23 protein-coding genes are annotated in these 26,823 nt (G+C 71.2%); 19 read left to right on the forward strand and 4 right to left on the reverse strand.

The genetic code is table 11. The annotated features are described in order from the left end of the window. The first annotated feature begins 177 nt into the window (after positions 1–177). Positions 178–1,068 (forward strand): DMT family transporter, encoded by an 891-nt coding sequence (locus ACFZAM_RS33195; protein WP_355339433.1) that lies wholly within the window; start codon positions 178–180, stop codon positions 1,066–1,068. Between the two features lie 117 nt (positions 1,069–1,185). Here ACFZAM_RS33195 and ACFZAM_RS33200 read toward each other — a convergent pair whose 3' ends face one another. Next, complete coding sequence (locus ACFZAM_RS33200) at positions 1,186–2,451, reverse strand: DNA glycosylase AlkZ-like family protein (RefSeq protein ID WP_391051401.1); 1,266 nt, start codon at positions 2,449–2,451, stop codon at positions 1,186–1,188. 38 nt (positions 2,452–2,489) lie between these two features. After that, positions 2,490–3,272 carry an enoyl-CoA hydratase-related protein gene (locus ACFZAM_RS33205; protein WP_391051403.1) on the reverse strand — a complete coding sequence of 261 codons (783 nt, stop codon included), beginning with the start codon at positions 3,270–3,272 and terminating at the stop codon, positions 2,490–2,492. A 378-nt stretch (positions 3,273–3,650) separates the two neighbouring features. On the opposite strand from ACFZAM_RS33205, the gene ACFZAM_RS33210 reads away from it, so the two are divergent. Beyond that, positions 3,651–4,121: an ATP-binding protein gene (locus tag ACFZAM_RS33210; protein ID WP_355339439.1), complete on the forward strand. Its 471-nt coding sequence runs from the start codon at positions 3,651–3,653 to the stop codon at positions 4,119–4,121. Positions 4,122–4,264: 143 nt separating this feature from the next. On the opposite strand, the gene idi is transcribed toward ACFZAM_RS33210, so the two are convergent. Next, positions 4,265–4,927, reverse strand: coding sequence for an isopentenyl-diphosphate Delta-isomerase (gene idi, locus ACFZAM_RS33215; protein WP_355339441.1), 663 nt, complete (start codon positions 4,925–4,927; stop codon positions 4,265–4,267). 55 nt (positions 4,928–4,982) lie between these two features. Then, positions 4,983–6,023 (reverse strand): cation diffusion facilitator family transporter, encoded by a 1,041-nt coding sequence (locus ACFZAM_RS33220; protein ID WP_391051406.1) that lies wholly within the window; start codon positions 6,021–6,023, stop codon positions 4,983–4,985. Between the two features lie 369 nt (positions 6,024–6,392). On the opposite strand from ACFZAM_RS33220, the gene ACFZAM_RS33225 reads away from it, so the two are divergent. The 17 genes from ACFZAM_RS33225 (at position 6,393) to ACFZAM_RS33305 (ending at position 26,798) form a co-directional block, all read left to right on the forward strand. Beyond that, positions 6,393–8,315, forward strand: coding sequence for a DUF5941 domain-containing protein (locus ACFZAM_RS33225; protein WP_391051493.1), 1,923 nt, complete (start codon positions 6,393–6,395; stop codon positions 8,313–8,315). Further along, positions 8,312–9,067 carry a phosphocholine cytidylyltransferase family protein gene (locus ACFZAM_RS33230; protein WP_355339445.1) on the forward strand — a complete coding sequence of 252 codons (756 nt, stop codon included), beginning with the start codon at positions 8,312–8,314 and terminating at the stop codon, positions 9,065–9,067. Before ACFZAM_RS33225 ends, ACFZAM_RS33230 begins: the two co-directional genes overlap by 4 nt. Beyond that, a complete protein-coding gene (locus ACFZAM_RS33235; RefSeq protein ID WP_355339448.1) occupies positions 9,055–10,116 on the forward strand; it encodes an iron-containing alcohol dehydrogenase family protein in 1,062 nt (353 codons plus the stop codon). Before ACFZAM_RS33230 ends, ACFZAM_RS33235 begins: the two co-directional genes overlap by 13 nt. After that, entirely contained in the window at positions 10,094–10,873 is a 780-nt protein-coding gene (locus tag ACFZAM_RS33240) for a CDP-alcohol phosphatidyltransferase family protein (protein ID WP_188282694.1), read from the forward strand. The genes ACFZAM_RS33235 and ACFZAM_RS33240 overlap by 23 nt, the downstream gene beginning before the upstream one ends. A 44-nt stretch (positions 10,874–10,917) precedes the next feature. Then, complete coding sequence (locus tag ACFZAM_RS33245; protein ID WP_355339541.1) at positions 10,918–11,763, forward strand: glycosyltransferase; 846 nt, start codon at positions 10,918–10,920, stop codon at positions 11,761–11,763. Positions 11,764–11,843: 80 nt separating this feature from the next. Beyond that, complete coding sequence (locus tag ACFZAM_RS33250; protein WP_355339451.1) at positions 11,844–12,773, forward strand: ABC transporter permease; 930 nt, start codon at positions 11,844–11,846, stop codon at positions 12,771–12,773. Next, positions 12,760–13,569, forward strand: a complete 810-nt coding sequence (locus tag ACFZAM_RS33255) for an ABC transporter ATP-binding protein (protein ID WP_355339454.1) — start codon at positions 12,760–12,762, stop codon at positions 13,567–13,569. The genes ACFZAM_RS33250 and ACFZAM_RS33255 overlap by 14 nt, the downstream gene beginning before the upstream one ends. A 306-nt stretch (positions 13,570–13,875) precedes the next feature. Next, entirely contained in the window at positions 13,876–14,766 is an 891-nt protein-coding gene (gene hpnC / locus ACFZAM_RS33260) for a squalene synthase HpnC (protein WP_391051411.1), read from the forward strand. After that, a complete protein-coding gene (gene hpnD / locus ACFZAM_RS33265; RefSeq protein WP_355339460.1) occupies positions 14,763–15,707 on the forward strand; it encodes a presqualene diphosphate synthase HpnD in 945 nt (314 codons plus the stop codon). The genes hpnC and hpnD overlap by 4 nt, the downstream gene beginning before the upstream one ends. 144 nt (positions 15,708–15,851) lie before the next feature. Further along, a complete protein-coding gene (gene hpnE / locus ACFZAM_RS33270) occupies positions 15,852–17,264 on the forward strand; it encodes a hydroxysqualene dehydroxylase HpnE (protein ID WP_391051414.1) in 1,413 nt (470 codons plus the stop codon). Next, positions 17,261–18,331, forward strand: a complete 1,071-nt coding sequence (locus ACFZAM_RS33275) for a polyprenyl synthetase family protein (RefSeq protein WP_188282688.1) — start codon at positions 17,261–17,263, stop codon at positions 18,329–18,331. The genes hpnE and ACFZAM_RS33275 overlap by 4 nt, the downstream gene beginning before the upstream one ends. 108 nt (positions 18,332–18,439) lie before the next feature. After that, positions 18,440–20,467, forward strand: coding sequence for a squalene--hopene cyclase (gene shc / locus ACFZAM_RS33280; protein WP_391051416.1), 2,028 nt, complete (start codon positions 18,440–18,442; stop codon positions 20,465–20,467). Positions 20,468–20,470: 3 nt separating this feature from the next. Beyond that, the gene (locus tag ACFZAM_RS33285) at positions 20,471–21,073 is read left to right on the forward strand and encodes a 1-hydroxy-2-methyl-2-butenyl 4-diphosphate reductase (protein ID WP_355339469.1); all 603 of its coding nucleotides are present in this window, start codon (positions 20,471–20,473) and stop codon (positions 21,071–21,073) included. A gap of 5 nt (positions 21,074–21,078) precedes the next feature. Then, entirely contained in the window at positions 21,079–22,107 is a 1,029-nt protein-coding gene (hpnH, locus tag ACFZAM_RS33290) for an adenosyl-hopene transferase HpnH (RefSeq protein ID WP_355339472.1), read from the forward strand. Positions 22,108–22,114: 7 nt separating this feature from the next. Further along, complete coding sequence (ispG, locus tag ACFZAM_RS33295; RefSeq protein WP_391051419.1) at positions 22,115–23,308, forward strand: flavodoxin-dependent (E)-4-hydroxy-3-methylbut-2-enyl-diphosphate synthase; 1,194 nt, start codon at positions 22,115–22,117, stop codon at positions 23,306–23,308. A 36-nt stretch (positions 23,309–23,344) separates the two neighbouring features. Next, positions 23,345–25,357, forward strand: a complete 2,013-nt coding sequence (gene dxs, locus ACFZAM_RS33300) for a 1-deoxy-D-xylulose-5-phosphate synthase (protein ID WP_391051421.1) — start codon at positions 23,345–23,347, stop codon at positions 25,355–25,357. After that, a complete protein-coding gene (locus tag ACFZAM_RS33305) occupies positions 25,344–26,798 on the forward strand; it encodes an aspartate aminotransferase family protein (RefSeq protein ID WP_355342852.1) in 1,455 nt (484 codons plus the stop codon). The genes dxs and ACFZAM_RS33305 overlap by 14 nt, the downstream gene beginning before the upstream one ends. Positions 26,799–26,823: the final 25 nt, after the last annotated feature.

Consider the following 26,823-nt stretch of genomic DNA (forward strand, 5'->3'; position numbering starts at 1 on the left):
CGCTCGGCTGTCCGCCGGGCCGGCCGGCTCCCGTGGGACCGCTGTCCGCGAGCTGTTCGTGAGCTGTCGGTGAGCTGTCGGTGAGCTGTCCGCGTCGCTGTCCCGAAGGCGACGCGGACCTGTGGCGAAGCCCACGGAACCCCTCGATCCCGCGGTCAGTGCCTATACAGTGACCGCGTGGCCGTGTTCCTGCTGGGAGTCAGTGCCGCGTGCTGCCTCGGCCTAGGTTTCGTGTTGCAGCAGCGTGCGGCCGCGCGTGCCTCGCTCGCGGACTTCCTGTCCTTCCGGCTGCTGCTGCACCTGGTACGGATGCCGGACTGGCTGCTCGGTGTCGGCCTCATGGTCTGCGGCCAGGTGCTCGGAGCCGTCGCCCTCGTCTACGGCGAGGTCTCCCTGGTCGAACCGCTCACCGCCACCAATCTGCTCTTCGCCATGGCGCTCGCCCGCTGGCTCACCCCGCGCCAGTCCCTCGGCCTCAGCGGCTGGGGCGGCGTCGTCCTGCTCGCCCTCGGCGTGACCGCCTTCATCGTCGCGGGCCAGCCGGAGGGCAGCGCGGCCGAGGCGGGGGCGCTGCGGCACTGGCTGGTCTTCGGCATCGTCGCCGGGCTCGCGCTGCTGCTCACCGGCGCGGCCAAGCGGCTGCCGCCGTCGTCCGAGGCCACGCTCCTCGCGCTGGCCGCGGGCCTGCTCTACGGGCTCCAGGACGCCCTCACCCGGATCTGTAGCCAACTGGCCGGTGACGAGGGTGTGGCCGCCCTCGCCGTGCACTGGCAGCCGTACGCCATCGCCGTCATCGGCCTCACCGGCATGCTGCTCGTCCAGAGCGCCTTCGAGACCGCCTCGCTGCGGATGTCGCTGCCCGCGCTGACCGCCGCCCAGCCGCTGGCCGGAATCGCCTGCGGCATAGGTTTCCTCGGCGACCGCCTGCGCGTCACCCCCGGCGCCCTCGCCTGGGAGGCCGCCGGTCTCGCCGCCATCACCATCGGCGTGATCCTCCTCGGCCGCCACCCGGCCATGCCGCCGGGCGCCGCCGACCGCGTGGCGGTGGGCGCGACCCGCATGCGCTGAAGCCTTCAGCCGGGCCGTGAGGGGACGCCCGCGACCCCTGCGCCCACTCCGGCGCGGACCGCGTGCCGGTGCGACTCGTATGCGCTGGGCGTTCAGCCGGGCCGGTCATGGGGACGCCTACAGTCCCCGCGCCCACTCCCACGCGGCCTCCGTGCCCAGGAAGCGGCCGATGTCGGCGACCTCGGCCGTGATGCCGGCGGCGACCGGGGCGGGGAGGGGGCCGGTCAGCGGCTCGACGCGGAGCGTGAGGCGGCGGCCCTGCCAGGTGTGGCGCCAGGTGGCGACCACCGCGCCGTCGCGCAGCACGCAGGGCATGAGCATGCCGCCGCCCGTGGCGATACGGGTCGCGAAGGCCGGGTCGAGCAGGGCGTCGCGGTCCTGGTAGCCGAGCAGATACGGGTCGAAGTGCCCGGTCAGCCGTACCCGTGGCCGGTCCGCGGGCCGCGCCGGAGGCGGCGCCGTGCCGGCCGCGGCCCACAGCGGCTCGCCGTCCGGGCCCACGACCTGCGCGAGCCGGTCCTCCGCGGCGCGGTGGCCGCGCCTGGCCTGGCCCAGGGGCAGCCCGGACCAGCGCGCGAAGTCGGCGACCGACGCGGGGCCGTAGGCGGTGGCGTGCCGGACGGCCAGTTCGGCCAGCGCGTCGTCGCCGGTCGGGCCGTCGTCGGGGACGTCTTTCAGCCACCGCTCACGCAGGACATACGTGGACACGTCGCCCGCCGCCTCGGGGCCGCGGCACAGCACGCCCCTGGCCGCCGCGAAGAGAACGAGGTGCGCCGGGGCCTGGCCGCCCGGGTCCACGGCCACCCCCTCCGCCGCGAGCAGGTCGACCAGTTCGGCGCGCGGTACGGGCGGCCGGTCGGCCAGCACCCGCTCCAGGGCGGGCAGCGCCCGCTCGCACAGCTCCTCGTCGAGGCCCAGCCGGGCGCGGCGCCCGCGGTACGCGTCGGCCGCGCGCGGGCCGAGCAGCGCGGTCAGCCAGCGCACGTCCTCGGCCGCCACCGCGTGCAGGGTGCCGCGCATGAGCCAGGTGCGGACGACGGCGCGGCGGTCCGCGCCGCACGCCCTGTCCACGTCGGCCGCGGTCGGCGCTCCGTCCGTGCCGCCGGTCCGCGCCCTGACCTGGAGCCGGCACGCCTTCGCGTCCTGCGCCTGGAGACCGGCCGAGAGCCGGACGGCGTCCGCCACCGTACGATCGCTGCCGCTGCCGCTGCCGCTGCCGCTGCCGCTGCCGCTGCCGCTGCCGCTGCCGCTGCCGCTGCCGCTGCCGCTGCCGCTGCCGTCGCTTTCGCCCGCGCTGCCGCCCGCGCCGTCGCTTCCGTCCTCGGTCAGGCCCTGGGAGCGGGCCCGCCAGCGGCGGACCTCGGCCGTCGTGAGCCGTGCCATCGACTTCGTTCCTCCGCTCGGTCGGCCGCGCAATTGCTTCAGTCCGCTGCCGGGGTCCAGGTGAAGCGCGGCTCGCGGCGTTCGAGGAATGCGGCGACGCCCTCGGCGGTGTCGCCGCTGAGGGCGGCCTGCCGGGCCCAGTGGGCGGCGCGGGCCGTGTCGTCCGACGCGTCCGCCGTCGCGGTGAACTCCTTCGCGGCGGCCTGCGTGAGCTGCGAGCGCGACCGCAGCACCCCGGCGAACTCCGTGACCCGCTTGTCCAGCTCGTCCTCCGGCAGCACCTCGTCCACCAGGCCGGTGCGCAGCGCCCGCTCGTCGTCGATCAACTCGGCCGAGAACAGCAGGTGTTTGGCGGTACCGGGCCCCGCGAGCCGCACCAGGCGCCGGGTGGAGGCGGCGCCGTAGACGATGCCCAGGCGCGCGGGCGTGATCCCGAAGCGGGCGCCCCGCGCGGCGAAGCGCAGGTCGCAGGCGACGGCGAGCTGGCAGCCGCCGCCCACGCAGTAGCCGCGTACGGCCGCGATCGTCGGCTTGGGGAAGGCGGCCAGCGCCTCCTCCGCGGCCATGGCGGCGGACTGCGCGCCGCTCGACGAGACGGGGTCGGCGAGGTCGGTGATGTCGGCGCCCGCGCAGAAGGTGTCGCCCGCGCCGGTGAGGACCAGCACGCGGACGGCGGGATCGACCGCGAGGTCGTGGAGGAGTCCCGGCAGCGACTGCCACATGGCCGTCGTCATCGCGTTGCGCCGGGCCGGATTGCTGATCGTCACGGTCGCGGTGCCGTCCGCGGCGCTGACGAGCAGCCCAGGGCCGGAGGTGGACATGCGTGCTCCTTCACGGGGGCGACATGCGCTGGCCGGTGCCGACAGATCCTATCGACCGGCGCGCGGCCGGCCGGGGGCGCACGGCGCCCGCGCCGGGAGGCACCGGTACGCCGTGCCAGGACGCACCGGTACGCCGGTGCACGTGCAGATGATCTCGGTCGAAGAGTTCGGGAAGCGTCCGAAGACTGCCGCGAATCGATCGAAAAAACGAAGTCGGCGATCGTTTCCGGTCAAAAATTACAGAAAGGTGCGGACTTACGGTTTCCTGCCTGTTCGGCTCCCGCCGTTACGGACACTCGACCTGTGAGGCGGAAGCTGCCGGGGTTGTCGGCAGGGGCCGCGGGGACACGTCACGCGAAAGCGACGGTGGGTGCGGTCATGGAGGTGCGCGGGAGCGTCCCGCCCGATCAGGCTCCGGCTCCGAGACCGTACGAGGGGGTGTGGCGGTTCACCGCCCCGGCTCTCGACTCGTCCGTGCCCCAGGTGCGGCGCGGGGTGCGCGCCCTCGTCGCCGACCAGGGGGTGCCGATCGACGAGGACCTGCTGTACGGACTGCTGGTCATCGTCTCGGAACTGGTCACCAACGCGGTGAAGCACGCGGCCGTGCTGTCGCCCGAGATCACCGTCGAGGTCGCGGTCGGCGCCGACTGGATCAGGATCGCCGTCGAGGACAACCACCCGTACCGCCCCAGGGCGCTGGAGGCCGACCACGGGCAGACCGGCGGGCGCGGGCTGCTGCTGGTGAAGACGATCACCGCGGAGGCGGGCGGCCAGTGCGACATCGCGCAGACCGAGACCGGCGGCAAGGTGATCTGGGCGGCGCTCCCGCTGCGGACCACCGCCCTCTGAAACCCCCCGGCCCGTCCTGCGCTGACCTGCCTGCCCGTCCTGACCTGCGTGCCCGTTCTGCCTGCCCGTCCTGACCTGCGTGCCTGTCCCGCGCTGCCCTGCCCGTCCTGCCCGGTGCCGGACGGGGCCCCGCTGGACGGGGGCTACCAGCCCGCCGTACCGCCGGTGACCTCGCGCACGGTCGGCAGCGCCGCGTCGAGCACCGTCTGGAACCACGCCGAGAAGGGTCCGTCCGCGCGCAGCCGCGCCAGCTCCTGCGGGCCCACGAACGCCGTGTCGTCGATCTCCTCGGGGTCCGGCCGCAGCGCGTCGCCGATCAGCCCGACGAACAGGTGGTTGTACTCCTGCTCCACCAGACCGGAGGCCGGGTCCGGGTGGTTGTAGCGGACCGTGCCCGCCTCGCGCATCAGCACCGGCGCCGCGCCCAATTCCTCGGCGGTGCGCCGGGCCGCGGCCACGAACGGCTGCTCACCGGGGTACGGGTGCCCGCAGCAGGTGTTGGACCAGACACCGGGGGAGTGGTACTTGCCCAGCGCGCGGCGCTGCAACAGCAGCCGGCCCTCGCCGTCGAAGAGGAACACCGAGAAGGCGCGGTGCAGGCGTCCGGGCGCCTGGTGCGCGGACAGCTTCTCCGCGGTGCCGATGGTCCGGCCGTCCTCGTCGACGAGTTCGAGCAGGATCGGTTCCGCCACGGCTTGACCCGCCGGGGTCTGCTCGGCATCTGCCAGGGTCTGCGCGGCAACACCATTGGGCGACGGTACGGCGGTGGGGGAGCCGGGTCGGCCGGTGGCAGGACTGGTGGGCATGTCCATCCTTCGCTTTCGACGACAGGCCCTCAGTCTGCCTCACTTCGCGTGCCGCTCAGTGGCAGAGCCGCGCCTCGTGCTCCGCGTGCCCGACCGGCTCCAACTGGAAGGTGCAGTGCTCCACATCGAAATGCGTGCCGAGGCAGCCCTGAAGGTCGTGCAGCATCTTCTCGTAGCCGACCGCCTCCAGGACCTCCTGGCTGACCACCACGTGCGCCGACAGCACCGGCATCCCCGAGGTGATCGTCCACACATGCAGATCGTGCAGGCCCTCCACACCGGGCAGCCCCTCGATGTGGCTGCGGACATCGCCCATGTCAACGCCCTTGGGCGCGGCCTCCAGCAGGACGTCGATGGCCTCGCGCAGCAGCTTCCACGTGCGCGGCACGATCATCAGACCGATCAGCAGCGACGCCACCGGGTCGGCCTGCCGCCAGCCGGTGGTCATGAACACCACGGCCGCCACGATCACCGCGAGCGACCCCAGCGCGTCCGCCATCACCTCGAGGAAAGCGCCCCGCACATTGAGGCTCTCGCGCTGCCCGCGCATCAGCACAACGAGTGACACGGAGTTCGCGACCAGACCGATCGCGCCGAAGACGACGGTGCCGCCGGCGTCGATGTGCTGCGGGCTGATCAGCCGCCGTACGCCCTCGTAGAAGATGAACGCGCCGACGCCGAAGAGCAGCACCGCGTTGAGGACCGCCGCCAGGATCTCGGCGCGCGCGAAGCCGAAGGTGCGGCGCTCGCTGGCGGGGCGGTTGGCGATGTGGATGGCGAGCAGCGCCATCGCGATACCGGCCGCGTCGGTCGCCATGTGACCGGCGTCGGCGAGCAGCGCGAGGGAGTCGGTGACCGCGCTGCCGACCACCTCGACCGCGAGCACGAAGAGCGTGATGCCGAGCGCGATCCGCAGCCGGCCGCGGTACGCGGAACCAGCCGTGCCGTCGGCGCCCGGCCGCAGACCGTGGCTGTGGTCGTGACCGTGGCCCCTCTTCCGGCCGCCGTCGCCGCCGTCCTTCCGCTCGCCGCCGCGCTCCTGGCCGCCGCTGCGCGTGCGACCTTCGCCGTGGCCGTGCGCGTGGCCTGACCCCATGGCCGCGTCCCCCTCTCGTCGGACCGCCGTGCCATCCGGTGTGCGGCGGTCAGTCAACACCGGTTACCCACCGTGGGCAAGCCGGTACTGGAGACCGTTGTCATGTGCGGTGACCTGCGGTGATGAGGCGCGCAGAAGGGGCGCGGGGAACACCGCCCACCTCACTCGTACGGGTGAGCGCGTCCGTCGTTTGTCCGGGCGCCCGTGATCAACGATGATGATCACGCCGGGCACGCCAAGTTCAGGCGAACGGGCGGTGAACGGTGGCGGACGTGGATCCGATAGCCTCTGCCGTCGTGCCTGGCCCGGACTTGCCGACCGCGGCCCTTACAGGCAAGCCCTTCGCACGCATCCAGGGAGTGAGTTCCTCTGTCGACCGCCATTCTCACCGGCCCGCCCGCCGCGGGATCAGCGTCGCCGCTCGCGGACGACCTGCGGGCGCTGGGATTCCAGGTGGTCGAGGCGGACACGCCCGTCGCCGTCGCCGCGCGGCTCGCCCAGGTGCCCGCCGCCGACCGGGTCGCCGTCGTCGACCGCCGCTTCGTCGGTCACCGGCACGCGCTGCGCCTGGCCCTGACCGACCCGCGCTTCGACACCGCCGCGATTCCTGGCGCCGTGTCCGCGCAGGCCGCAGGCCGCCAGGCGCTCACCGCCGCCGTCACCGGGCTGACCGCGCAGGGCGGCGCCACCGTCCCGTCGCAGACCGCTCCCTCCGTACCGGCCTCGTCCGTATCGGCCCCCGGCGGCACCCTGCTGTCCGCCGCCGACGGCGACACCGCCCCCGCCGCCCGCGCGGCCACCTCGGCCGCCGTCGTCCCCGACGCGCTGGCCGCCGCCCTCGACGCGCAGGGCGCCGCCCCGCACCGCCCCGAGCTGGGCGTCCTGGTCGCGGCCGTCCCCGCCGACGCCGCCGAGCGCGCCGCGACGGCCGAGGCCGTCGCCGCCGTGGACGAGGAGGCGGTACGGCTGCGCAGCGCGGTGAAGTCCCGCGACGGCTTCTTCACCACCCACTGCATCAGCCCGTACTCGCGCTACCTGGCCCGCTGGTGCGCCCGCCGCGGCCTCACCCCGAACCAGGTCACCACCGCGTCGCTGCTGGTCGCGCTGATCGCCGCGGGCTGCGCGGCCACCGGCACCCGGACCGGATACGTCGCGGCGGGCGTCCTGCTGCTCGCCTCGTTCGTCCTGGACTGCACCGACGGCCAGCTCGCCCGCTACTCCCTCCAGTACTCCACGCTCGGCGCCTGGCTCGACGCCACCTTCGACCGGGCCAAGGAGTACGCCTACTACGCGGGCCTCGCGCTCGGCGCCGCCCGCGGCGGCCACGACGTATGGGCGCTCGCGCTCGGCGCGATGGTCCTCCAGACCTGCCGCCATGTCGTCGACTTCGCCTTCAACGAGGCCAACCACGACGCCACCGCCAACACCAGCCCCACCGCCGCGCTGTCCGGCAGGCTCGACAGCGTCGGCTGGACGGTGTGGGTACGGCGGATGATCGTGCTGCCGATCGGCGAGCGCTGGGCGCTGATAGCCGTGCTCACCGCGGTCACCACCCCGCGCGTCACCTTCGTCGTCCTGCTGGTCGGCTGCGGCCTCGCCGCCTGCTACACCACCGCGGGCCGCGTCCTGCGCTCACTCACCCGCAAGGCCCAGCGCACCGACCGGGCCGCCCAGGCGCTCGCCGACCTCGCCGACAGCGGGCCGCTCGCCGAGGCTGGGGCCCGGATCCTGCGCCCGCTCGCCGGTCGTATGCCGTCCTTCGCGGCGCCCGCGGTCGCCCTGCTCGGCGCCGCCGCGGTCACCGCCACCGCCGCGCTCTCCTCCCGGGGCAGCTGGTGGCCGCCGCTGGTGGCCGTGGTCTACGTCCTGACCTCGTCCTTCGCCGTCTCCCGGCCGCTCAAGGGGGCTCTGGACTGGCTGGTCCCGCCGATCTTCAGGGCCGGTGAGTACGGCACGGTGCTGGCCCTCGCGGCCGTCTCCGGGGTAAACGGGGCGTTGCCCGCTGCTTTCGGCCTGGTGGCCGCGGTCGCCTACCATCACTACGACACGGTGTACCGCATCCGCGGCGGCACCGGGGCGCCGCCGCGGGCCCTGGTACGGGCGGCCGGTGGACACGAGGGCCGCACCCTGGTGGTCGCCCTCCTGGCCGCCGTCGCACACCACACAGGCTTCACGGTCGCGCTGACGGTGCTCGCCGCGGCGCTCGCGCTGCTGGTCCTCACCGAGAGCGTCCGCTTCTGGGTGTCCGCAGGGGCTCCCGCTGTACACGACGAAACAGGAGAACCCGCATGATCGGCCTCGTGCTGGCGGCCGGCGCCGGAAGACGCCTGCGCCCCCACACCGACACCCTGCCCAAGGCACTGGTGCCGGTCGTCGGTCCCGAAGGGGCTGCGGACAGCCTGACCGTCCTGGACCTCACCCTGTCCAACTTCGCGGAGATCGGCCTGACCGAGGTCGCCGTCGTCGTCGGCTACCGCAAGGAAGCGGTCTACGCGCGCAAAACGGCGCTGGAGGAGAAGTACGGCCTCACCCTCACCCTGATCGACAACGACAAGGCCGAGGAGTGGAACAACGCCTACTCCCTGTGGTGCGCGCGCGACGTCCTCAGGCACGGGGTGATTCTGGCCAACGGCGACACCGTGCACCCGGTGTCGGTGGAGAAGACCCTGCTGGCCGCGCGCGGCGGCGGCAAGCGGATCGTGCTGGCCCTGGACACCGTCAAGCACCTCGCCGACGAGGAGATGAAGGTCGTCGCCGAGCCCGGCAGGGGAGTGCGGCGGATCACCAAGCTGATGGACCCGGCCGAGGCCACCGGTGAGTACATCGGCGTCACCCTCATCGAGGGCGAGGCGGCGGCCGAGCTGGCCGACGCGCTGAAGACCACCTTCGAGCGCGACCCCGACCTGTACTACGAGGACGGCTACCAGGAGCTGGTCAACCGCGGCTTCACCATCGACGTCGCCCCGATCGGTGACGTCGCCTGGGTCGAGATCGACAACAACGACGACCTCGCCAAGGGGCGGGTGATTGCGTGCCAGTACTGACCAGGCTCATCCCCTCCCCGGTCGTCGTCGACATCAGGGGCGGCGCGATCGCCGACCTGGCCGTACTCCTGGCCGATCAGCGGATCTCCACCTCCGGCAAGCTCGCCTTCGCCGTCAGCGAGGGCTCCGGGCTCAAGCTGCGCGACCGGCTGGCCCCCGAGCTGCCCGGCGCGGACTGGTACCCGGTGCACGGCGGCACCATCGACGCGGCCGTGAAGCTCGCCGACTCCATGCGCGGCAAGCGCTACGACGCGGTCATCGGCCTCGGCGGCGGCAAGATCATCGACGTCACCAAATACGCCGCCGCGCGGGTGGGCCTTCCCATGGTCGCGGTCGCCACCAACCTCTCGCACGACGGCCTGTGCTCACCGGTCGCCACCCTGGACAACGACAACGGGCGCGGCTCCTACGGTGTCCCGACGCCGATCGCGCTGGTCATCGACCTCGACGTGATCCGCGAGGCGCCCGCCCGCTACGTCAGGGCCGGCATCGGCGACGCGATCTCCAACCTCTCCGCGCTCGCGGACTGGGAGCTGTCCCACCGCGAGAACAGCGAGCCGATCGACGGCCTGGCCGCGGCGATGGCCAGGAGCGCCGGCGAGTCCGTGCTGCGGCACCCCGGCGGCATCGGCGACGACGACTTCCTGGTCACGCTCTCCGAGGGCCTGGTGCTGACCGGCATCGCCATGTCGATCAGCGGTGACACCCGCCCGTCGTCCGGCGCGTGCCACGAGATCAGCCACGCCTTCGACCTGCTCCACCCGCAGCGGGCCGCCGCCCACGGCGAGCAGGTCGGCATCGGCGCCGCCTTCGCGATGCACCTGCGCGGCGCGCGCGAGGAGTCGGGCCTCATCGCCGAGACCCTGCGCCGCCACGGACTGCCCGTTCTCCCCGAGGAGATCGGCTTCACGGAACCGGAGTTCGTCGAAGCGGTGCGCTACGCGCCGCAGACCCGCCCCGGCCGCTTCACGATCCTGGAACACCTGGACCTCTCCGCCACCGAGATCAGGGACGCATACGCCGACTATGTCAAAGCCATCAGTAGCTGAACTGCGCCCGGTCGTTCACCCCCCGGGGGTCAAGGACCGCCGCAGCGGCGAACACTGGGCCGGCCGGCTCTACATGCGTGAGCTGTCGCTGCGCATAGACCGGCACCTCGCGCCCACCCGCGTCACGCCCAACCAGTTGACGTACCTCATGACCGTCTTCGGCGTCCTCGCCGCCCCGGCGCTGCTGGTGCCCGGGATCGCGGGCGCCGTCCTCGGCGTGCTGATGGTGCAGCTCTACCTGCTGCTGGACTGCGTGGACGGGGAGATCGCCCGCTGGAAGCAGCAGTTCTCGCTGTCCGGCGTCTACCTCGACCGCGTCGGCGCCTACCTGTGCGACGCCGCCGTCCTGGTCGGCTTCGGACTGCGCGCCGCCGACCTGTGGGGCAGCGGCCGGATCGACTGGCTGTGGGCGTTCCTCGGCACCCTCGCCGCGCTCGGCGCGGTGCTGATCAAGGCCGAGACCGACCTCGTCGGGGTCGCCCGGCACCAGGGCGGGCTCCCACCGGTCAAGGAGGCGGCGTCCGAGCCGCGCTCCTCCGGAGTGGCGCTGGCCCGCAAGGCCGCCGCCGCGCTGAAGTGGCACCGCCTCGTGCTGGGCGTCGAGGCGTCCCTGCTCATCCTGCTGCTCGCGATCGTGGATCAGGCGCGCGGCGACCTGTTCTTCACCCGGCTCGGCGTCGCCGTGCTGGCGGGCATCGCGCTGCTCCAGACCCTGCTGCACCTGGTCTCCGTCCTCGCCTCCAGCAGGCTGAAGTGAGCACGCAGGGGACGCCGCTGCGCGTCGGCGCGGTCATCATCACCATGGGCAACCGCCCCGCGGAGCTGAACGACCTGCTGGACTCGGTCGCCAAGCAGCAGGGCCCGCCGGTGACGGTCGCCGTGGTCGGCAACGGGTCACCGCTGCCGCCGCTGCCCGCCGAGGTGCGCACCGCGGAGCTGCCCGAGAACCTGGGCATCCCCGGCGGGCGCAACGTCGGCATCGAGATGTTCGGCCCCGGCGCCGAGGAAGTGGACGTCGTCCTCTTCCTGGACGACGACGGGCTGCTGCCGGGCGACGACACCGCGGAGCTGGTCAGGCGGGCCTTCGAGGCCGACCCCGAGCTGGGCATCATCAGCTTCCGGATCGCCGACCCCGAGACCGGGCAGACGCAGCGCAGGCACGTCCCCCGGCTGCGCGCCGCCGACCCGATGCGGGACTCGCGGGTCACCACCTTCCTGGGCGGCGCGTGCGCCGTGCGCAGCCGCGTCATCCAGCAGGTCGGTCCGCTGCCCGCTGAATTCTTCTACGCGCACGAGGAGACAGATCTGGCCTGGCGCGCTCTTGACGCGGGTTGGCTGATCGACTATCGGCATGACATGGTGCTGTTCCATCCGGCGACCTCACCCGCCCGGCACGCGGTGTACCACCGGTTGGTGGCCCGTAACCGAGTGTGGCTGGCCCGGCGCAATCTGCCCTGGCCGCTGGTCCCGGCGTACCTCGGCGTCTGGTTCGCGCTGACGCTGGTGCGCCGGCCGTCCGGGCCGGCGCTGCGAGCGTGGCTCGGCGGATTCCGTGAGGGATGGACAACTCCCTGCGGTCAACGGCGGCCGATGCGCTGGCGGACCGTCTGGAGGTTGACCCGGCTAGGCCGACCCCCGATCATCTGACAAGCTCGGACCTGAGAGCATCAGGCGCAGCCCGGGATTCCCCTGCCCCGGCGCGCACCTTGAGGACGAAAGTGTCAACTGTGAGCGAGACAACGCACAATGGTGCGGTCGCCGTCGGTGTCCCCCCGGCACCCACGGCCGATGACGGCCTCAGCCCCGCCCAGGTAGCGGCCAAGTACGGCTTGTCCGTCAGTGGCGCCCGGCCTGGCCTGGTGGAGTACACGCGGCAGCTCTGGGGCCGTCGACATTTCATCAACGAGTTCGCCAAGGCGCGCACCCAGGCGCAGTACACCCAGGCCCGCCTCGGCCAGCTCTGGCAGGTGATGACGCCCCTGCTGAACGCGGCGGTGTACTACCTGATCTTCGGTCTGCTGATCGGCACCAGCAAAGGCATCGACAACTTCATCGCCTTCCTGGTCACCGGCATCTTCATCTTCACCTTCACGCAGTCCTCGGTACTCAGCGGCGTGCGCGCGGTGTCCGGCAACCTCGGTCTGATCAGGGCGCTGCACTTCCCGCGCGCCTCGATGCCGATCGCCTTCACGCTGATGCAGCTCCAGCAGCTCATCATGTCGATGTTCGTCCTGCTGGCGATCGTGCTGATGACCGGTGAGGTGCCGAACGCCTCCTGGCTGCTGATGTTCCCCGCGCTGATCACGCAGTGGGTCTTCAACACCGGCCTGGCGCTGATCGTGGCACGGCTGGGCAGCAAGATGACGGACCTGGCGCAGCTCATGCCGTTCATCCTGCGCACCTGGATGTACATGTCCGGCGTCATGTACAGCATCGAGAAGCTGACCAGCGACGCGCCGCACTTCGTACGCATCCTGCTCGACATCAACCCGGCCGCGGTCTACATCGATCTGATGCGCTTCGCGCTCATCGACAGCGTGACCTCCTCCCAGTTGCCGCCGCACGTGTGGGCGTCCGCGGTCGGCTGGGCCGTGCTGGTGGGCGTCGGCGGCTACGTCTACTTCTGGAAGGCGGAGGAGCAATATGGCCGTGGCTGAGCAGCAGAGCGTCGAGAGGGCACAGCAGCCCTCCGACAGCCGCGTTCCCACCGTGATAGTGGACGACGTGCACATCGTCTACACGGTGCACGGCGCGGGCACCGGCAAGGGCAGCGCGACCGCCGCCCTGGGCCGGCTGATCTCCCGCAAGGGCTCGCCGAACGTCCGCCGGGTGCACGCGGTCAAGGGCGTCAGCTTCACCTCGTACCGCGGTGAGGCGATCGGCATCATCGGTTCCAACGGCTCCGGCAAGTCGACGATCCTGCGCGCCATCGCGGGTCTGCTGCCGCCGGAGCGAGGGAAGATCTACACCGACGGCCAGCCGTCGCTGCTGGGCGTCAACGCGGCGCTGATGAACGACCTCACGGGTGAGCGCAACGTCATCCTGGGCGGTCTGGCCATGGGCATGACGCAGGACGAGGTGCGCCGCCGCTACCAGGGGATCGTCGACTTCTCGGGCATCAACGAGAAGGGCGACTTCATCTCGCTGCCGATGCGGACGTACTCCTCCGGCATGGCGGCGCGCCTGCGGTTCTCGATCGCGGCGGCCAAGAACCACGACGTGCTGATGATCGACGAGGCGCTGGCCACCGGCGACCGCGCGTTCCAGCGCCGGTCCGAGGCCCGGATCAGGGAACTGCGCAAGGAAGCGGGCACGGTCTTCCTCGTCAGCCACAACAACAACTCCATCCGCGACACGTGCGACCGCGTGGTGTGGCTGGAGAAGGGCGAGCTGTTGATGGACGGTCTGACCGACGACGTGCTCAAGGCGTACGAGGAGCACACCGGCAAGTAGCGTTCCCTGCCTGCTCGCAGGCGTACGAGGTCCCCGTCGGACGATCCGGCGGGGACCTTGTATGTCAATCCCACCACGTGTCACGCCCCCGGCGTACGCCGCAGCATCACCGGTCGTAAGCTGTACCGGTGCTGGGAGCCTGGAGATGATCGAAACCGCTGACCGACACCCGGGTGCGACACCCGGTGCGGCGTGTCCGAAATGGGAAGTATCTGCTGGGCGGTGTAGAACGGGGGGTGTGGCGGCCATGATGATCGGGACCATCCTGCTCCGGGGCACGCTCGCCGCCTGTGTGCCGGGAAGAGCATGGTGACCGGGGACGCCGAGTCCCGGGCCGTCCTGGACAAGGCCGCGCGCGAGAACTTCCCCGTGGCACCGGTGTTCCTGCCGCGTGCCTGGCGCCGGGACCTGATGGCGGTGTACGGATTCGCCCGGCTGGTGGACGACATCGGCGACGGCGACCTGGCGGGGGGCGGCCGGGAGGACGCGCTGCGACTCGGACTGTCCGCCGACTCCGCCGACGACCGGCTCGCGATGCTGGACGCCTTCGAGGCCGACCTCAACCGCGTGTTCGACGGCACTCCCCGGCACCCGCTGCTGCTCGCGCTCCAGCCCACCGTCCGCCGCCACGACCTCAGCCCCGAGCCCTTCCTCGGTCTGATCGCCGCCAACCGGCAGGACCAGCGGGTGCGGCGGTACGCGACCTACGACGACCTGCTGGCGTACTGCGAATTGTCCGCCAATCCGGTCGGCCGGCTGGTGCTGTCCATCACCGGCACCTCGACGCCCGAGCGCGTCCGGCGCTCGGACGCGGTCTGCACCGCGCTCCAGATCGTGGAGCATCTCCAGGACGTGGCCGAGGACCTCGGCCGCGACCGGATCTATCTGCCCGCCGAGGACATGAAGCGTTTCTCGGTCGAGGAGGCCGATCTCGCCGCCGCGACGGCCGGCGCACAGGTGCGCGCCCTGGTCGCGCACGAGGCGGAACGCGCCGGATACTTGTTGGATGAAGGTACCCCCCTGGTGGGCAGCGTCCGTGGCAGGCTCAGGCTGCTGCTCGCCGGATTCGTCGGCGGCGGCCGTGCCGCGCTGAAGGCGGTCGAAGCGGCGGGGTACGACGTACTGGCGGTATCGCCGAAAGCCACCAAGCCCAGCCTGCTGCGCGAGGTGGGGTCGACATTGCGAAGAGAGGGGTGAGCCGGACCGTGAACGGTTCCGCCCACACGTCCGGTCCCGTGCTCGCGGCCTACCGCTACTGCGAGGCTGTGACCGGCCACGAGGCCCGCAACTTCGCGTACGGCATCCGCCTGCTGCCCGCCCCCAAACGGCAGGCGATGTCCGCGCTGTACGCGTTCTCCCGCCGGGTCGACGACATCGGCGACGGTGAACTGCCGCCGCGGGAGAAGGCCGAGCGGCTCGACGGCACCCGCGCGCTGCTCACCCGTGTCCGCGCGGGAGAGGTCGCGGAGGACGACACCGACCCGGTCGCGGTCGCGCTCGCCGACTCCGCGCGCCGCTTCCCGCTGCCGCTCGAAGGGCTCGACGAACTCATCGACGGCGTCCTGATGGACGTCCGCGGCGAGACGTACGAGACCTGGGACGACCTCGCCGTGTACTGCCGTTGCGTGGCCGGCGCGATCGGACGGCTCTCGCTTGGCGTGTTCGGCACCGCGAATGGGCACGATCATGCGCGTGCCGCAGAATATGCCGACACGCTCGGCCTCGCCCTACAACTCACCAACATCCTCCGGGACGTCCGCGAGGACGCCGCGAACGGACGGACGTACCTGCCCGCCGAGGATCTCGCCAAGTTCGGCTGCGCGGCCGGTTTCCACAGCGATACCGCGCCGCCCGGCTCCGACTTCCCCGGCCTGGTGGAATTCGAAGTACGGCGCGCCCGCGCCCTGTTCGCCACCGGATACCGGCTGCTCCCGATGCTCGACCGGCGCAGCGGCGCCTGCGTCTCGGCCATGGCCGGGATCTACCGCAGGCTGCTCGACCGGATCGCCGCCGACCCCGAGGCCGTCCTGCGCGGCCGGGTGTCACTGCCCGGACGGCAGAAGGCGTACGTCGCCGTCCGCGGCCTCGCGGGGCTCGACGCCCGCCGTACCGCCCGCTCCCCACGAGGTGACGCGTGAGACCGTCCCGCGACGGCGCGGGTCCGCGCGCACGGCACGGGGCACGGTACGCGCACGACGAGGCAACCACCGGGACACGTACGGCGTCACTGCCAGCAACGGTTCGCCGTGCTGGACACGGCGGGGCCGAAGGGGGGAGGACGCATGACCGCGCATGAGCGGATCACCACCGACGGCGGCGGCATGCGCACCGCCGTCGTGGTCGGCGGCGGACTCGCCGGTACGACGGCCGCGCTCGCGCTGGCCGACGCCGGGGTGCGCGTCACCCTCGCCGAGGCCAGACCCCGGCTCGGCGGCCTCGCCTTCTCCTTCAAGCGCGGCGAGTTGACCGTCGACAACGGCCAGCACGTCTTTCTGCGCTGCTGCGACGCCTACCAGTGGTTCATCGACCGGATCGCGGCCCGCGACCTGGTGACCCTTCAGGACCGGCTGGACGTACCGGTGCTGGAGGCCGACACGCTCCGGCTGGGGCGGCTGTCCAGGACCGCGCTGCCGGTGCCCCTGCACCTGGCCGCGAGCCTGCTCCGCTATCCGCATCTGAGCCCGCGTGAGCGGGCCTCGGTGGGCCGCGCCGCGCTCGCGCTGGGCCGCCTCGACCTGGACGACCCGGCCCTGGACCGTACGGACTTCGCGAGCTGGCTCAGTGCGCGCGGGCAGTCGGCGCGCACCATCGAGGCGCTGTGGGACCTGGTCGGTGTGGCCACGCTCAACGCGCGGTCGGCCGACGCCTCGTTGGGCCTGGCCGCGAAGGTCTTCAAGACCGGACTGCTCTCCGACCCGGGGGCCGCCGACATCGGCTGGGCCTCGGCGCCGCTGGGCGACCTGCACGACGGCCGGGCCCGCGCCGCGCTGGACACCGCGGGCGTACGCACCATGCTGCGCTCCCGTACCACCGGCATCAAAGAGGCGGCGGACGGCGGCTGGCACGTCTCGATCGAGACCGGACCGGGACGCGGCGAGCAACTCGACGCGGACATCGTGGTGTTGGCGGTCCCGCAGCGCGAGGCGCACGGCCTGCTGCCCGCCGGATCGCTCGAAGATCCGGAAAAGCTCTTGCGCATCGGTACCGCTCCGATCCTCAATATGCATGTGATCTACAACAGACAGGTGCTCCGACAGCCGTTCTTCGCGGCACTCGGCAGCCCCGTCCAGTGGGTCTTCGACCGCACCGTCAGTTCCGGGCTCACCGGCGGCGGTCAGTACGTGGCCGTGTCCCAGTCGGCGGTGGAGGACGAGATCGACCTCCCCGTGGCCGAGTTGCGCGCCCGCTACCTGCCCGAGCTGGAACGGCTGCTGCCCGCGGCCCGCGGCGCGGGCGTCCGCGACTTCTTCGTCACCCGGGAACGCACCGCGACCTTCGCGCCCACTCCGGGTGTCGGGAGCTTGCGGCCCGGTCCGGTGACCCGCGCCCCCGGCCTCTACCTGGCCGGGTCGTGGACCGCCACCGGCTGGCCCGCGACCATGGAGAGCGCGGTGCGCAGCGGCCTGCACGCCTCCCGAGAAGCGTTGTCCGCGCTCGGGATGCCATTCGACAACGGCGTCCTGGAGGCGGCATGAGTGCTATTGGTGCAACCAGAGGAGAGAACGTGACCGCCACCGGCGTCATCGAACTGCTGGAAAACGGCCGCATCCTGACCACACCCGTACTGCGCGCGGCCGTGGCCCGCCTCGCACCCCCGATGGACACCGTCGCCGCCTACCACTTCGGCTGGATCGACGAGGCGGGCCGCCCCGCGGACGGCGACGGCGGCAAGGCCGTACGCCCGGCGCTGGCCCTGCTGTCCGCGGAGGCCGCGGGCGCCTCGGCCGAGACGGGCGTACCCGGCGCCGTCGCCGTGGAGCTGGTGCACAACTTCTCGCTGCTGCACGACGACCTGATGGACGGCGACGAGCAGCGGCGGCACCGCGACACGGTGTGGAAGGTGCACGGTCCCGCCCAGGCGATCCTGGTCGGCGACGCGCTCTTCGCGCTCGCCAACGAGCTGCTGCTGGAACAGGGCACGGTCGACGCCGGGCGGGCCACCCGCCGGCTGACCACCGCCACCCGCAAACTGATCGACGGTCAGGCGCAGGACATCTCCTTCGAGCACCGCGAGCGGGTCACCGTCCAGGAGTGCCTGGAGATGGAGGGCAACAAGACCGGCGCGCTGCTGGCCTGCGCGTCCTCCATCGGCGCGGTGCTCGGCGGGGCCTCGGAGTCCGACGCCGACGCGCTGGAGGAGTACGGCTACCACCTGGGGCTCGCCTTCCAGGCGGTGGACGACCTGCTGGGCATCTGGGGCGACCCCGCGGCCACCGGCAAGCAGACCTGGAGCGATCTGCGGCAGCGCAAGAAGTCGCTTCCCGTGGTCGCCGCGCTCGCCGCGGGAGGGTCCGCGTCGGAGCGCCTGGGTGAACTGCTCGCGGCGGACGCGAAGAATCCTGAAACCGGTGCCTTCAGCGAGGAAGAGTTCGCTATGCGCGCGGCGTTGATCGAAGAGGCCGGTGGACGTGAGTGGACCTCCCAGGAGGCCAGGAGGCAGTACGCGACCGCCATCGCCGCGCTGGACAAAATGGACATGCCGGAACAAATTCAACGTAAGCTCGTTGGTCTCGCGGATTTTGTGGTGGTCCGCGAGAAATAAAGAGAACGACAGAACGAAACGTGGAGCGCTAACGTCGCCGGTCCCTCTTATGTGACGGCCGACGGCCGCCCCAACACCGCAGATAGTCTCAACTGCAAAGGGGAAGCCATGACAGCGACGACCGATGGCAGTCCAGGGACGCCAACCCACCGGACACCTTCGGCCAGCAGCACCTCGGAGCCGGACCCTGTTCCAGCCGACGGCACCGAGGCGGCGGCGCAGCGTGCCGTGCAGCGCGCCGCAGACCACCTTCTGGCACGGCAGCACCCCGACGGATGGTGGAAGGGCGACCTCGAAACGAACGTGACGATGGACGCCGAGGATCTGTTGCTCCGACAGTTCCTGGGTATCCAGGACGAGCAGACCACCGCGGCCTCCGCCCGGTGGATCCGCTCGCAGCAGCGTGAGGACGGCGCCTGGCCCACCTTTCACGGCGGGCCGGGCGACGTGTCGGCCACCATCGAGGCGTATGTCGCGCTGCGACTCGCCGGGGACTCCCCGGACGAGGCGCACATGGCACTCGCCGCCAAGTGGTCGCGCGGCGAAGGGGGAGTGGCGGCCAGCCGGGTCTTCACCCGCATCTGGCTGGCCCTGTTCGGCTGGTGGAGCTGGGACGACCTCCCGGAACTGCCGCCCGAGATCATCTACCTGCCCAAGTGGATGCCGCTGAACATCTACTCGTTCGGCTGCTGGGCGCGGCAGACCATCGTGCCGCTCACCGTCGTCGGAGCCCACCGCCCGGTCCGCCCGGCGCCGTTCGGCATCGACGAGCTGCACATCAACCCCAAACAGCCCAACCCCAAGCGGCGCAGAGCCTCCATCAGGACCTGGGACGGCGTCTTCGAGCGGCTCGACCAGGTGCTGCACGTCTACCGCCGCTTCAGCCCGCGCATGGTGCGGCGCAGCGCCATGCACGCCTGTGCCCGCTGGATCATCGAGCGTCAGGAGGCCGACGGCTGCTGGGGAGGAATCCAGCCACCCGCCGTCTACTCCGTGATCGCCCTGCACCTGCTGGGCTACGAGCTCGACCACCCGGTGGTCAAGGCCGGTCTCGACTCGCTGGATCGTTTCGCCGTATGGCCGGAAGAGGGCGTCCGGATGATCGAGGCGTGCCAGTCCCCGGTCTGGGACACCTGCCTCGCCGCCATCGCGCTCGCCGACGCGGGCGTCCCCGCGGACGACCCGGCGCTGGTCAAGTCGGCCGAATGGATGCTCGGCGAGCAGATCACCCGGCCGGGTGACTGGTCCGTGCAGCGGCCCCAGCTCGCCCCGGGCGGCTGGGCGTTCGAATTCCACAACGACATCTACCCCGACATCGACGACACCGCCGAGGTCGTCCTCGCCCTGCGCAGGATCGACCACCCGGACCGGGCGCGCGTCGACTCCGCGGTGGAGAAGGCCGTGCGCTGGAACGTCGGGATGCAGTCGCGGAACGGCGCGTGGGGCGCCTTCGACGCCGACAACACCAGCAGGTTCCCGAACCGGCTGCCCTTCTGCGACTTCGGCGAGGTCATCGACCCGCCGTCGGCCGACGTCACGGCGCACGTGGTGGAGATGCTCGCCGCGCTCGGTCTCGAGCACGACGAGCACGCCCGCCGCGGCATCGAGTGGCTGCTGGCGGAACAGGAGGACAACGGCGCCTGGTTCGGCCGTTGGGGGGTCAATTACATCTACGGCACGGGGTCCGCCGTCCCCGCGCTGGCCTCGGCCGGTCTGCCGTCGAGCCACCCGGCGATCCGCAAGGCGGTGAGCTGGCTGGAATCGGTGCAGAACAACGACGGTGGCTGGGGCGAGGACCTGCGCTCCTACTCCGACCGGGAATGGGTGGGCCGCGGTGCCTCCACCGCCTCGCAGACCGCGTGGGCCCTGATGGCGCTGCTGGCGGCGGGCGAACGGGACGGTGACGCGGTCGCGCGCGGGGTGCGCTGGCTGACCGACACTCAGCTCCCCGACGGGTCGTGGGACGAGCCGTACTTCACCGGTACGGGCTTTCCCCGCGACTTCTCGATCAACTACCACCTCTACCGCATGGTCTTCCCGCTGACCGCCCTCGGGCGATACGTACGCGACGAGCCGTTCGGTACCGCGGGTGCCCCGGCCGTCACCGCCGGAACCGCCGCTGGAAAGGGGGCCTAGTTCGTGGGCCATACAGGACCGCCGCTGCTGGTGGTGTGCGCCCTGCGCATCGAGAAGGTCGCGCTGCGCAGGGGAGCGGCCCGGAACGCCGCCGAAAGGGTCACCGTGCTCAGGACCGGCATGGGACCCACGGCCGCCGACCGGGTGGTCCGTGAGGCCCTGCACCAACCGGAGCTGCGCGGCTCGGCCGTCCTCACCACGGGCTTCTGTGCCGGGCTCGCGCCCGGCATGCGCCCCGGTGACGTTGTGGTCGCCGAGGACGGCCACGAGAGCGAGGCGCTCGCCGCCGCGCTCAAGGCGGCCGGTCACACCGTGCACACCGGCCCCCTCGCAGAATCCGACCATGTCGTGCGGGGCGCCGAGCGCACCGCACTGGCGGCGACCGGTGCCATCGCCGTGGACATGGAATCGGCCGCGATGCGACGCGCCGCGCTCGCCGAAGGCGCGCGCCACATCGCGGCGGCCCGAGTCGTCGTCGACACGCCCGAGTTCGAACTCGTACGTGTCGGAACGCTTCGCACCGGGATCATCGCATTCCGGGTGCTCAGAGATCTTGTTCCTGCCTTTCTTGATTGGCACCGCACTACCGTGCTCCCCTGGAGGTGAGCTAGATGGCTATGCCGCTCCGTCAGACCATCCGTGTCGCGTCGTACCTCTTCGAACAGAAAATGGTCAGGCGCCGCGAAAAGTTCCCGCTCATCGTCGAGCTCGAACCGCTCTTCGCCTGCAACCTCAAATGTGAGGGCTGCGGCAAGATCCAGCACCCCGCCAACGTGCTGAAGCAGCGCATGCCGGTGGCCCAGGCCGTCGGTGCGGTGCTGGAGTCGGGCGCGCCGATGGTGTCCATCGCGGGTGGTGAGCCGCTGATGCACCCCCAGATCGACGAGATCGTCCGGCAACTCGTCGCGAAGAAGAAGTACGTCTTCCTCTGCACCAATGCCCTTCTGCTGCGCAAGAAAATCGAGAAGTTCACACCTTCTCCTTACTTTGCCTTTACCGTTCACATTGACGGTATGCGCGAGCGGCACGACGAGTCCGTGGCCAAGGAAGGCACCTTCGACGAGGCCGTGGCCGCGATCAAGGAAGCCCAGCGCCGCGGTTTCCGGGTCACCACGAACTCGACTTTCTTCAACACCGACACGCCGCAGACGATCATCGAGGTGATGAACTACCTCAATGACGATCTGAAGGTCGAGGAGATGATGCTGTCTCCTGCGTACGCCTACGAGAAGGCGCCCGACCAGGACCACTTCCTGGGCGTGACGCAGACCCGTGAGCTGTTCAAGAAGGCGTTCGACGACGGCAACCGGCGCAAGTGGCGGCTCAACCACAGCCCGCTCTTCCTGGACTTCCTGGAGGGCAAGGCGGACTTCCCCTGCACCGCGTGGGCGATCCCCAACTACTCGCTCTTCGGCTGGCAGCGCCCCTGCTACCTGATGGCCGACGGGTACGTGGCCACGTACCAGAAGCTCCTGGACGAGACGGACTGGGACAAGTACGGCCGGGGCAAGGACGACCGGTGCGACAACTGCATGGCGCACTGCGGTTACGAGCCCACGGCCGTCATGGCCACCATGGGCTCCCTGAAGGAGTCCATCCGCGCCGCCCGTGAGACGGTCGCCTCCAACAGGGCGAAGTGACCTGACGATGACAGCAGTCGAGCCGGTCGCGCTCGGCCTGCCCTCCCTGCCGGCCCGGCCTCTGGCGACGCGTCGTGTTTCGCGTCGTATCCAGGTCGGGTCGGTCCCGGTGGGCGGGGACGCGCCTGTTTCCGTCCAGTCGATGACGACGACCCGTACCTCTGACATCGGTGCCACTCTTCAGCAGATCGCTGAGCTGACGGCTTCGGGCTGTCAGATCGTGCGGGTGGCGTGTCCGACGCAGGATGACGCCGACGCGTTGGCGACGATCGCGAAGAAGTCGCAGATTCCGGTGATCGCGGACATTCATTTTCAGCCGAAGTACGTGTTCGCGGCGATCGATGCCGGGTGTGCGGCGGTTCGGGTGAATCCGGGGAACATCAAGCAGTTCGACGACAAGGTGAAGGAGATCGCGCGGGCGGCTTCGGACGCGGGGACGCCGATCCGGATCGGTGTGAACGCGGGGTCGCTGGACGCGCGGCTGCTGAGGAAGTATGGGAAGGCGACGCCTGAGGCGCTGGTGGAGTCCGCGCTGTGGGAGGCGTCGCTGTTCGAGGAGCACGGTTTCCGGGACATCAAGATCTCGGTGAAGCACAACGACCCGGTGGTGATGGTCAACGCCTACCGGCTGCTGGCCGCGCAGTCGGACTATCCGCTGCACCTGGGTGTGACGGAGGCGGGTCCGGCGTTCCAGGGGACGATCAAGTCCGCTGTGGCGTTCGGCGCTCTGCTGTCGGAGGGTATCGGGGACACGATCCGGGTGTCGCTGTCGGCTCCTCCGGCGGAGGAGGTCAAGGTCGGTATCCAGATTCTGGAGTCGTTGAATCTGCGGCAGCGGCGGCTGGAGATCGTGTCGTGTCCGTCGTGCGGGCGTGCGCAGGTGGATGTGTACAAGCTGGCGGATCAGGTGTCGGCGGGTCTTGACGGTATGGAGGTTCCGCTGCGGGTCGCGGTGATGGGCTGTGTCGTCAACGGTCCGGGTGAGGCCCGTGAGGCTGATCTGGGTGTGGCGTCGGGCAATGGCAAGGGTCAGATCTTCGTCAAGGGTGAGGTCATCAAGACCGTGCCGGAGTCGAAGATCGTCGAGACGCTGATCGAAGAGGCGATGAAACTCGCCGAGCAGATGGAGGCCGACGGCACCACGTCGGGTGAACCCTCCGTGACCGTCGGCGGCCAAGCCGTCGCGGGAACGGTCGGCTGAACATAGCAATCCCGGCAGGGGGAACGAGGTCCACTTATGTCGATGCTGGAGAACATCCGAAGCCCGCGCGACCTGAAGGCACTGCCCGAAGGCCGGCTCGACGAACTGGCCGCCGACATCCGGCAGTTCCTGGTCCAGGCCGTGGCCAGGACCGGCGGCCACCTGGGACCGAATCTGGGGGTGGTGGAGCTGACGATCGCGCTCCACCGCGTCTTCGACTCGCCCGCCGACCGGATCCTGTGGGACACCGGCCACCAGTCCTACGTCCACAAACTGCTCACCGGCCGCCAGGACTTCTCCAAACTGCGCAGCAAGGGCGGCCTGTCCGGCTACCCCTGCCGCGCCGAGTCCGAGCACGACGTGATCGAGAACAGCCACGCCTCCACCGTCCTCGGCTGGGCCGACGGCCTCGCCAAGGCCAACCAGGTCAAGGGCGGCGACGACCATGTGGTCGCCGTCATCGGCGACGGCGCGCTCACCGGCGGCATGGCCTGGGAGGCGCTGAACAACATCGCCGCGGGCCGGGACCGCCCGCTGATCATCGTCGTCAACGACAACGAGCGGTCGTACGCCCCGACCATCGGCGGTCTGGCCAACCACCTCACCACGCTGCGCACCACCGACGGCTACGAACGCTTCCTGTCCTGGGGCAAGAGCGTCCTCCAGCAGACCCCGGTCATCGGGCAGCCGCTCTACGAGTCGCTGCACGGCGCGAAGAAGGGCTTCAAGGACTCCTTCGCCCCGCAGGGCATGTTCGAGGACCTGGGCCTGAAGTACGTCGGCCCGATCGACGGCCACGACATCGCCGCCGTCGAGACCGCGCTGCGCCGCGCCAAGCGGTTCAGCGGCCCGGTGCTGGTGCACTGCCTCACCGAGAAGGGCCGCGGCTACCCGGCCGCCGAGCAGGACGAGGCGGACCGCTTCCACACCGTCGGCGCGATCAACCCGCTCACCGGCCGCCCGCTCGCCCCGGTCGGCGGCCCGTCGTGGACCTCCGTCTTCGGCAAGGAGATGGTCCGGGTCGGCGCCGAGCGGCCCGACGTCGTGGCGATCACCGCGGCCATGCTGCAACCGGTCGGACTCGAAGCCTTCGCGAAGGCGTACCCGCACCGGGTCTACGACGTCGGCATCGCCGAACAGCACGCCGCGACCTCGGCCGCGGGCCTGGCCACCGGCGGACTGCACCCGGTGGTCGCGGTCTACGCGACCTTCCTCAACCGCGCCTTCGACCAGGTCCTGATGGACGTGGCCCTGCACAAGTGCGGAGTCACCTTCGTCCTCGACCGGGCCGGGGTGACCGGGGTCGACGGCGCCTCGCACAACGGCATGTGGGACATGTCGATCCTCCAGGTCGTGCCGGGACTGCGGATCGCCGCGCCGCGCGACGCCGACCAACTGCGTGCCCAACTGCGCGAAGCCCTCGACGTGGACGACGCGCCCACCGTGATCCGCTTCCCGAAGGAGACCGTCGGCGAGCCGCTGCCCGCCGTCGACCGGGTCGGCGGCATGGACGTGCTGCACCGGCCGTCCGAGGGCGAGACGTCCGACGTGCTGCTGGTCTCGGTCGGCGCGCTCGGCGCCACCTGCCTGTCGGTCGCGGAACTGCTGGCCGGCCGCGGTATCGGCGTCACCGTCGTCGACCCGCGCTGGGTCAAGCCGGTCGACCCGGCGCTGCCCGAACTGGCCGCGCGCCACCGCATGGTGGCCGTCGTGGAGGACAACGGCCGCGCGGGCGGCGTCGGTTCGACCGTCGCGCAGGCGCTGCGCGACGCGGGTGTGGACGTGCCGCTGCGCGACTTCGGCATCCCGCAGCAGTTCCTCGCGCACGCCAAGCGCGCCGAGGTGCTGGCCGACATCGGACTGACCCCCGCCGAGATCGCGGGTCGGATCGGCGCGGCCCTGACCCGTATCGACACCCGTACCGACACCCGGAACGGCGGCGCGCGTACGGTGACGGTCGGGGAACCGGCCGGGGCCGCGGACGACACCGCGCGGGAGGCCGTACCCATTCACGTACGCAAGGAGCAGGTGAGCGATGACATCGTCTGAGAGCAGCGTGGGCGAAGGGCCCGCCCCGCAGGCCGGCGGCGGCGAAGTGCCCGGCCCGGCCAAGGGGTTCGACCTGGCGACGCTGCTCGCCGAGCGCGGCGGCGAGCGCTACGACCTGCACGCCAAGCACCTGAACCACCAGCTTCCGCGGATGCTGCACACCATCGGCTTCGACAAGGTCTACGAGCGGGCCGAGGGCGCGCACTTCTGGGACGCCGACGGCAACGACTACCTGGACATGCTCGCCGGATTCGGCGTGATGGGCGTCGGACGGCACCACCCGGTGGTCCGCAAGGCGCTGCACGACGTGCTCGACGCGGGGCTCGCGGACCTGACCCGCTTCGACTGCCAGCCGCTGCCCGGCCTGCTCGCCGAGAAGCTGCTCGCCCACTCGCCGCACCTGGACCGGGTGTTCTTCGGCAACAGCGGCACCGAGGCCGTCGAGACCGCGCTGAAATTCGCCCGGTACGCCACCGGCAAGACGCGCGTCCTGTACTGCAAGCACTCCTTCCACGGGCTGACCACCGGGTCGCTGTCCGTCAACGGCGAGGCCGGATTCCAGGACGGCTTCGCACCGCTGCTGCCCGACACCCCGATCGAGGTGGGCGATCTCGAAGCGCTCGCACGGGAGTTGAAGCGCGGCGACGTGGCCGCGATGATCATCGAGCCGATCCAGGGCCACGGCGTCTACATCCCGCCGCCCGGATACCTGCGCGCCGCCCAGGAGTTGCTGCACAAGCACAAGGCGCTGCTCATCTGCGACGAGGTGCAGACCGGCATCGGCCGCACCGGCACCTTCTACGCCTACCAGCAGGAGGAGGGCGTCGAGCCCGACCTGCTGACCGTCGCCAAGACGCTCTCCGGCGGATACGTGCCGGTCGGCGCCACGCTCGGCAAGGACTGGATCTTCAAGAAGGTCTACTCCTCCATGGACCGGGTCCTGGTGCACTCCGCCAGCTTCGGGTCCAACGCCCAGGCGATGGCGGCGGGACTGGCCACACTGTCGGTGGTGGAGGACGAGCGGCTGGTCGAGAACTCCCGGCTGATGGGCGACCTGCTGCGCACCCGGCTGGCCGCGCTCACCGACCAGTACGAGTTCCTGAAGGACGTCCGCGGTCGCGGCCTGATGGTCGGCATCGAATTCGGCCGCCCCAAGTCGCTCGGCCTGCGCAGCCGTTGGACGATGCTCCAGGCCGCCCGCAAGGGGCTCTTCGCGCAGATGGTCGTGGTGCCGCTGCTCCAGCGGCACCACATCCTCACCCAGGTCTCCGGCGACCACGTCGAGGTCATCAAGCTGATCCCGCCGCTGGTCGTGAACGAGGCGGACGTCGACCGCTTCGTGACGGCCTTCACCGCCGTCATGGACGACGCGCACGGTGGGGGCGGCCTGATGTGGGACTTCGGCCGCACGCTGGTCAAGCAGGCGGTCGCCAACCGCTGAGGCGCACCGCCGGGACACGGACGGG

The organism is Streptomyces sp. NPDC008079 (assembly GCF_042957385.1).
Taxonomy (GTDB): domain Bacteria; phylum Actinomycetota; class Actinomycetes; order Streptomycetales; family Streptomycetaceae; genus Actinacidiphila.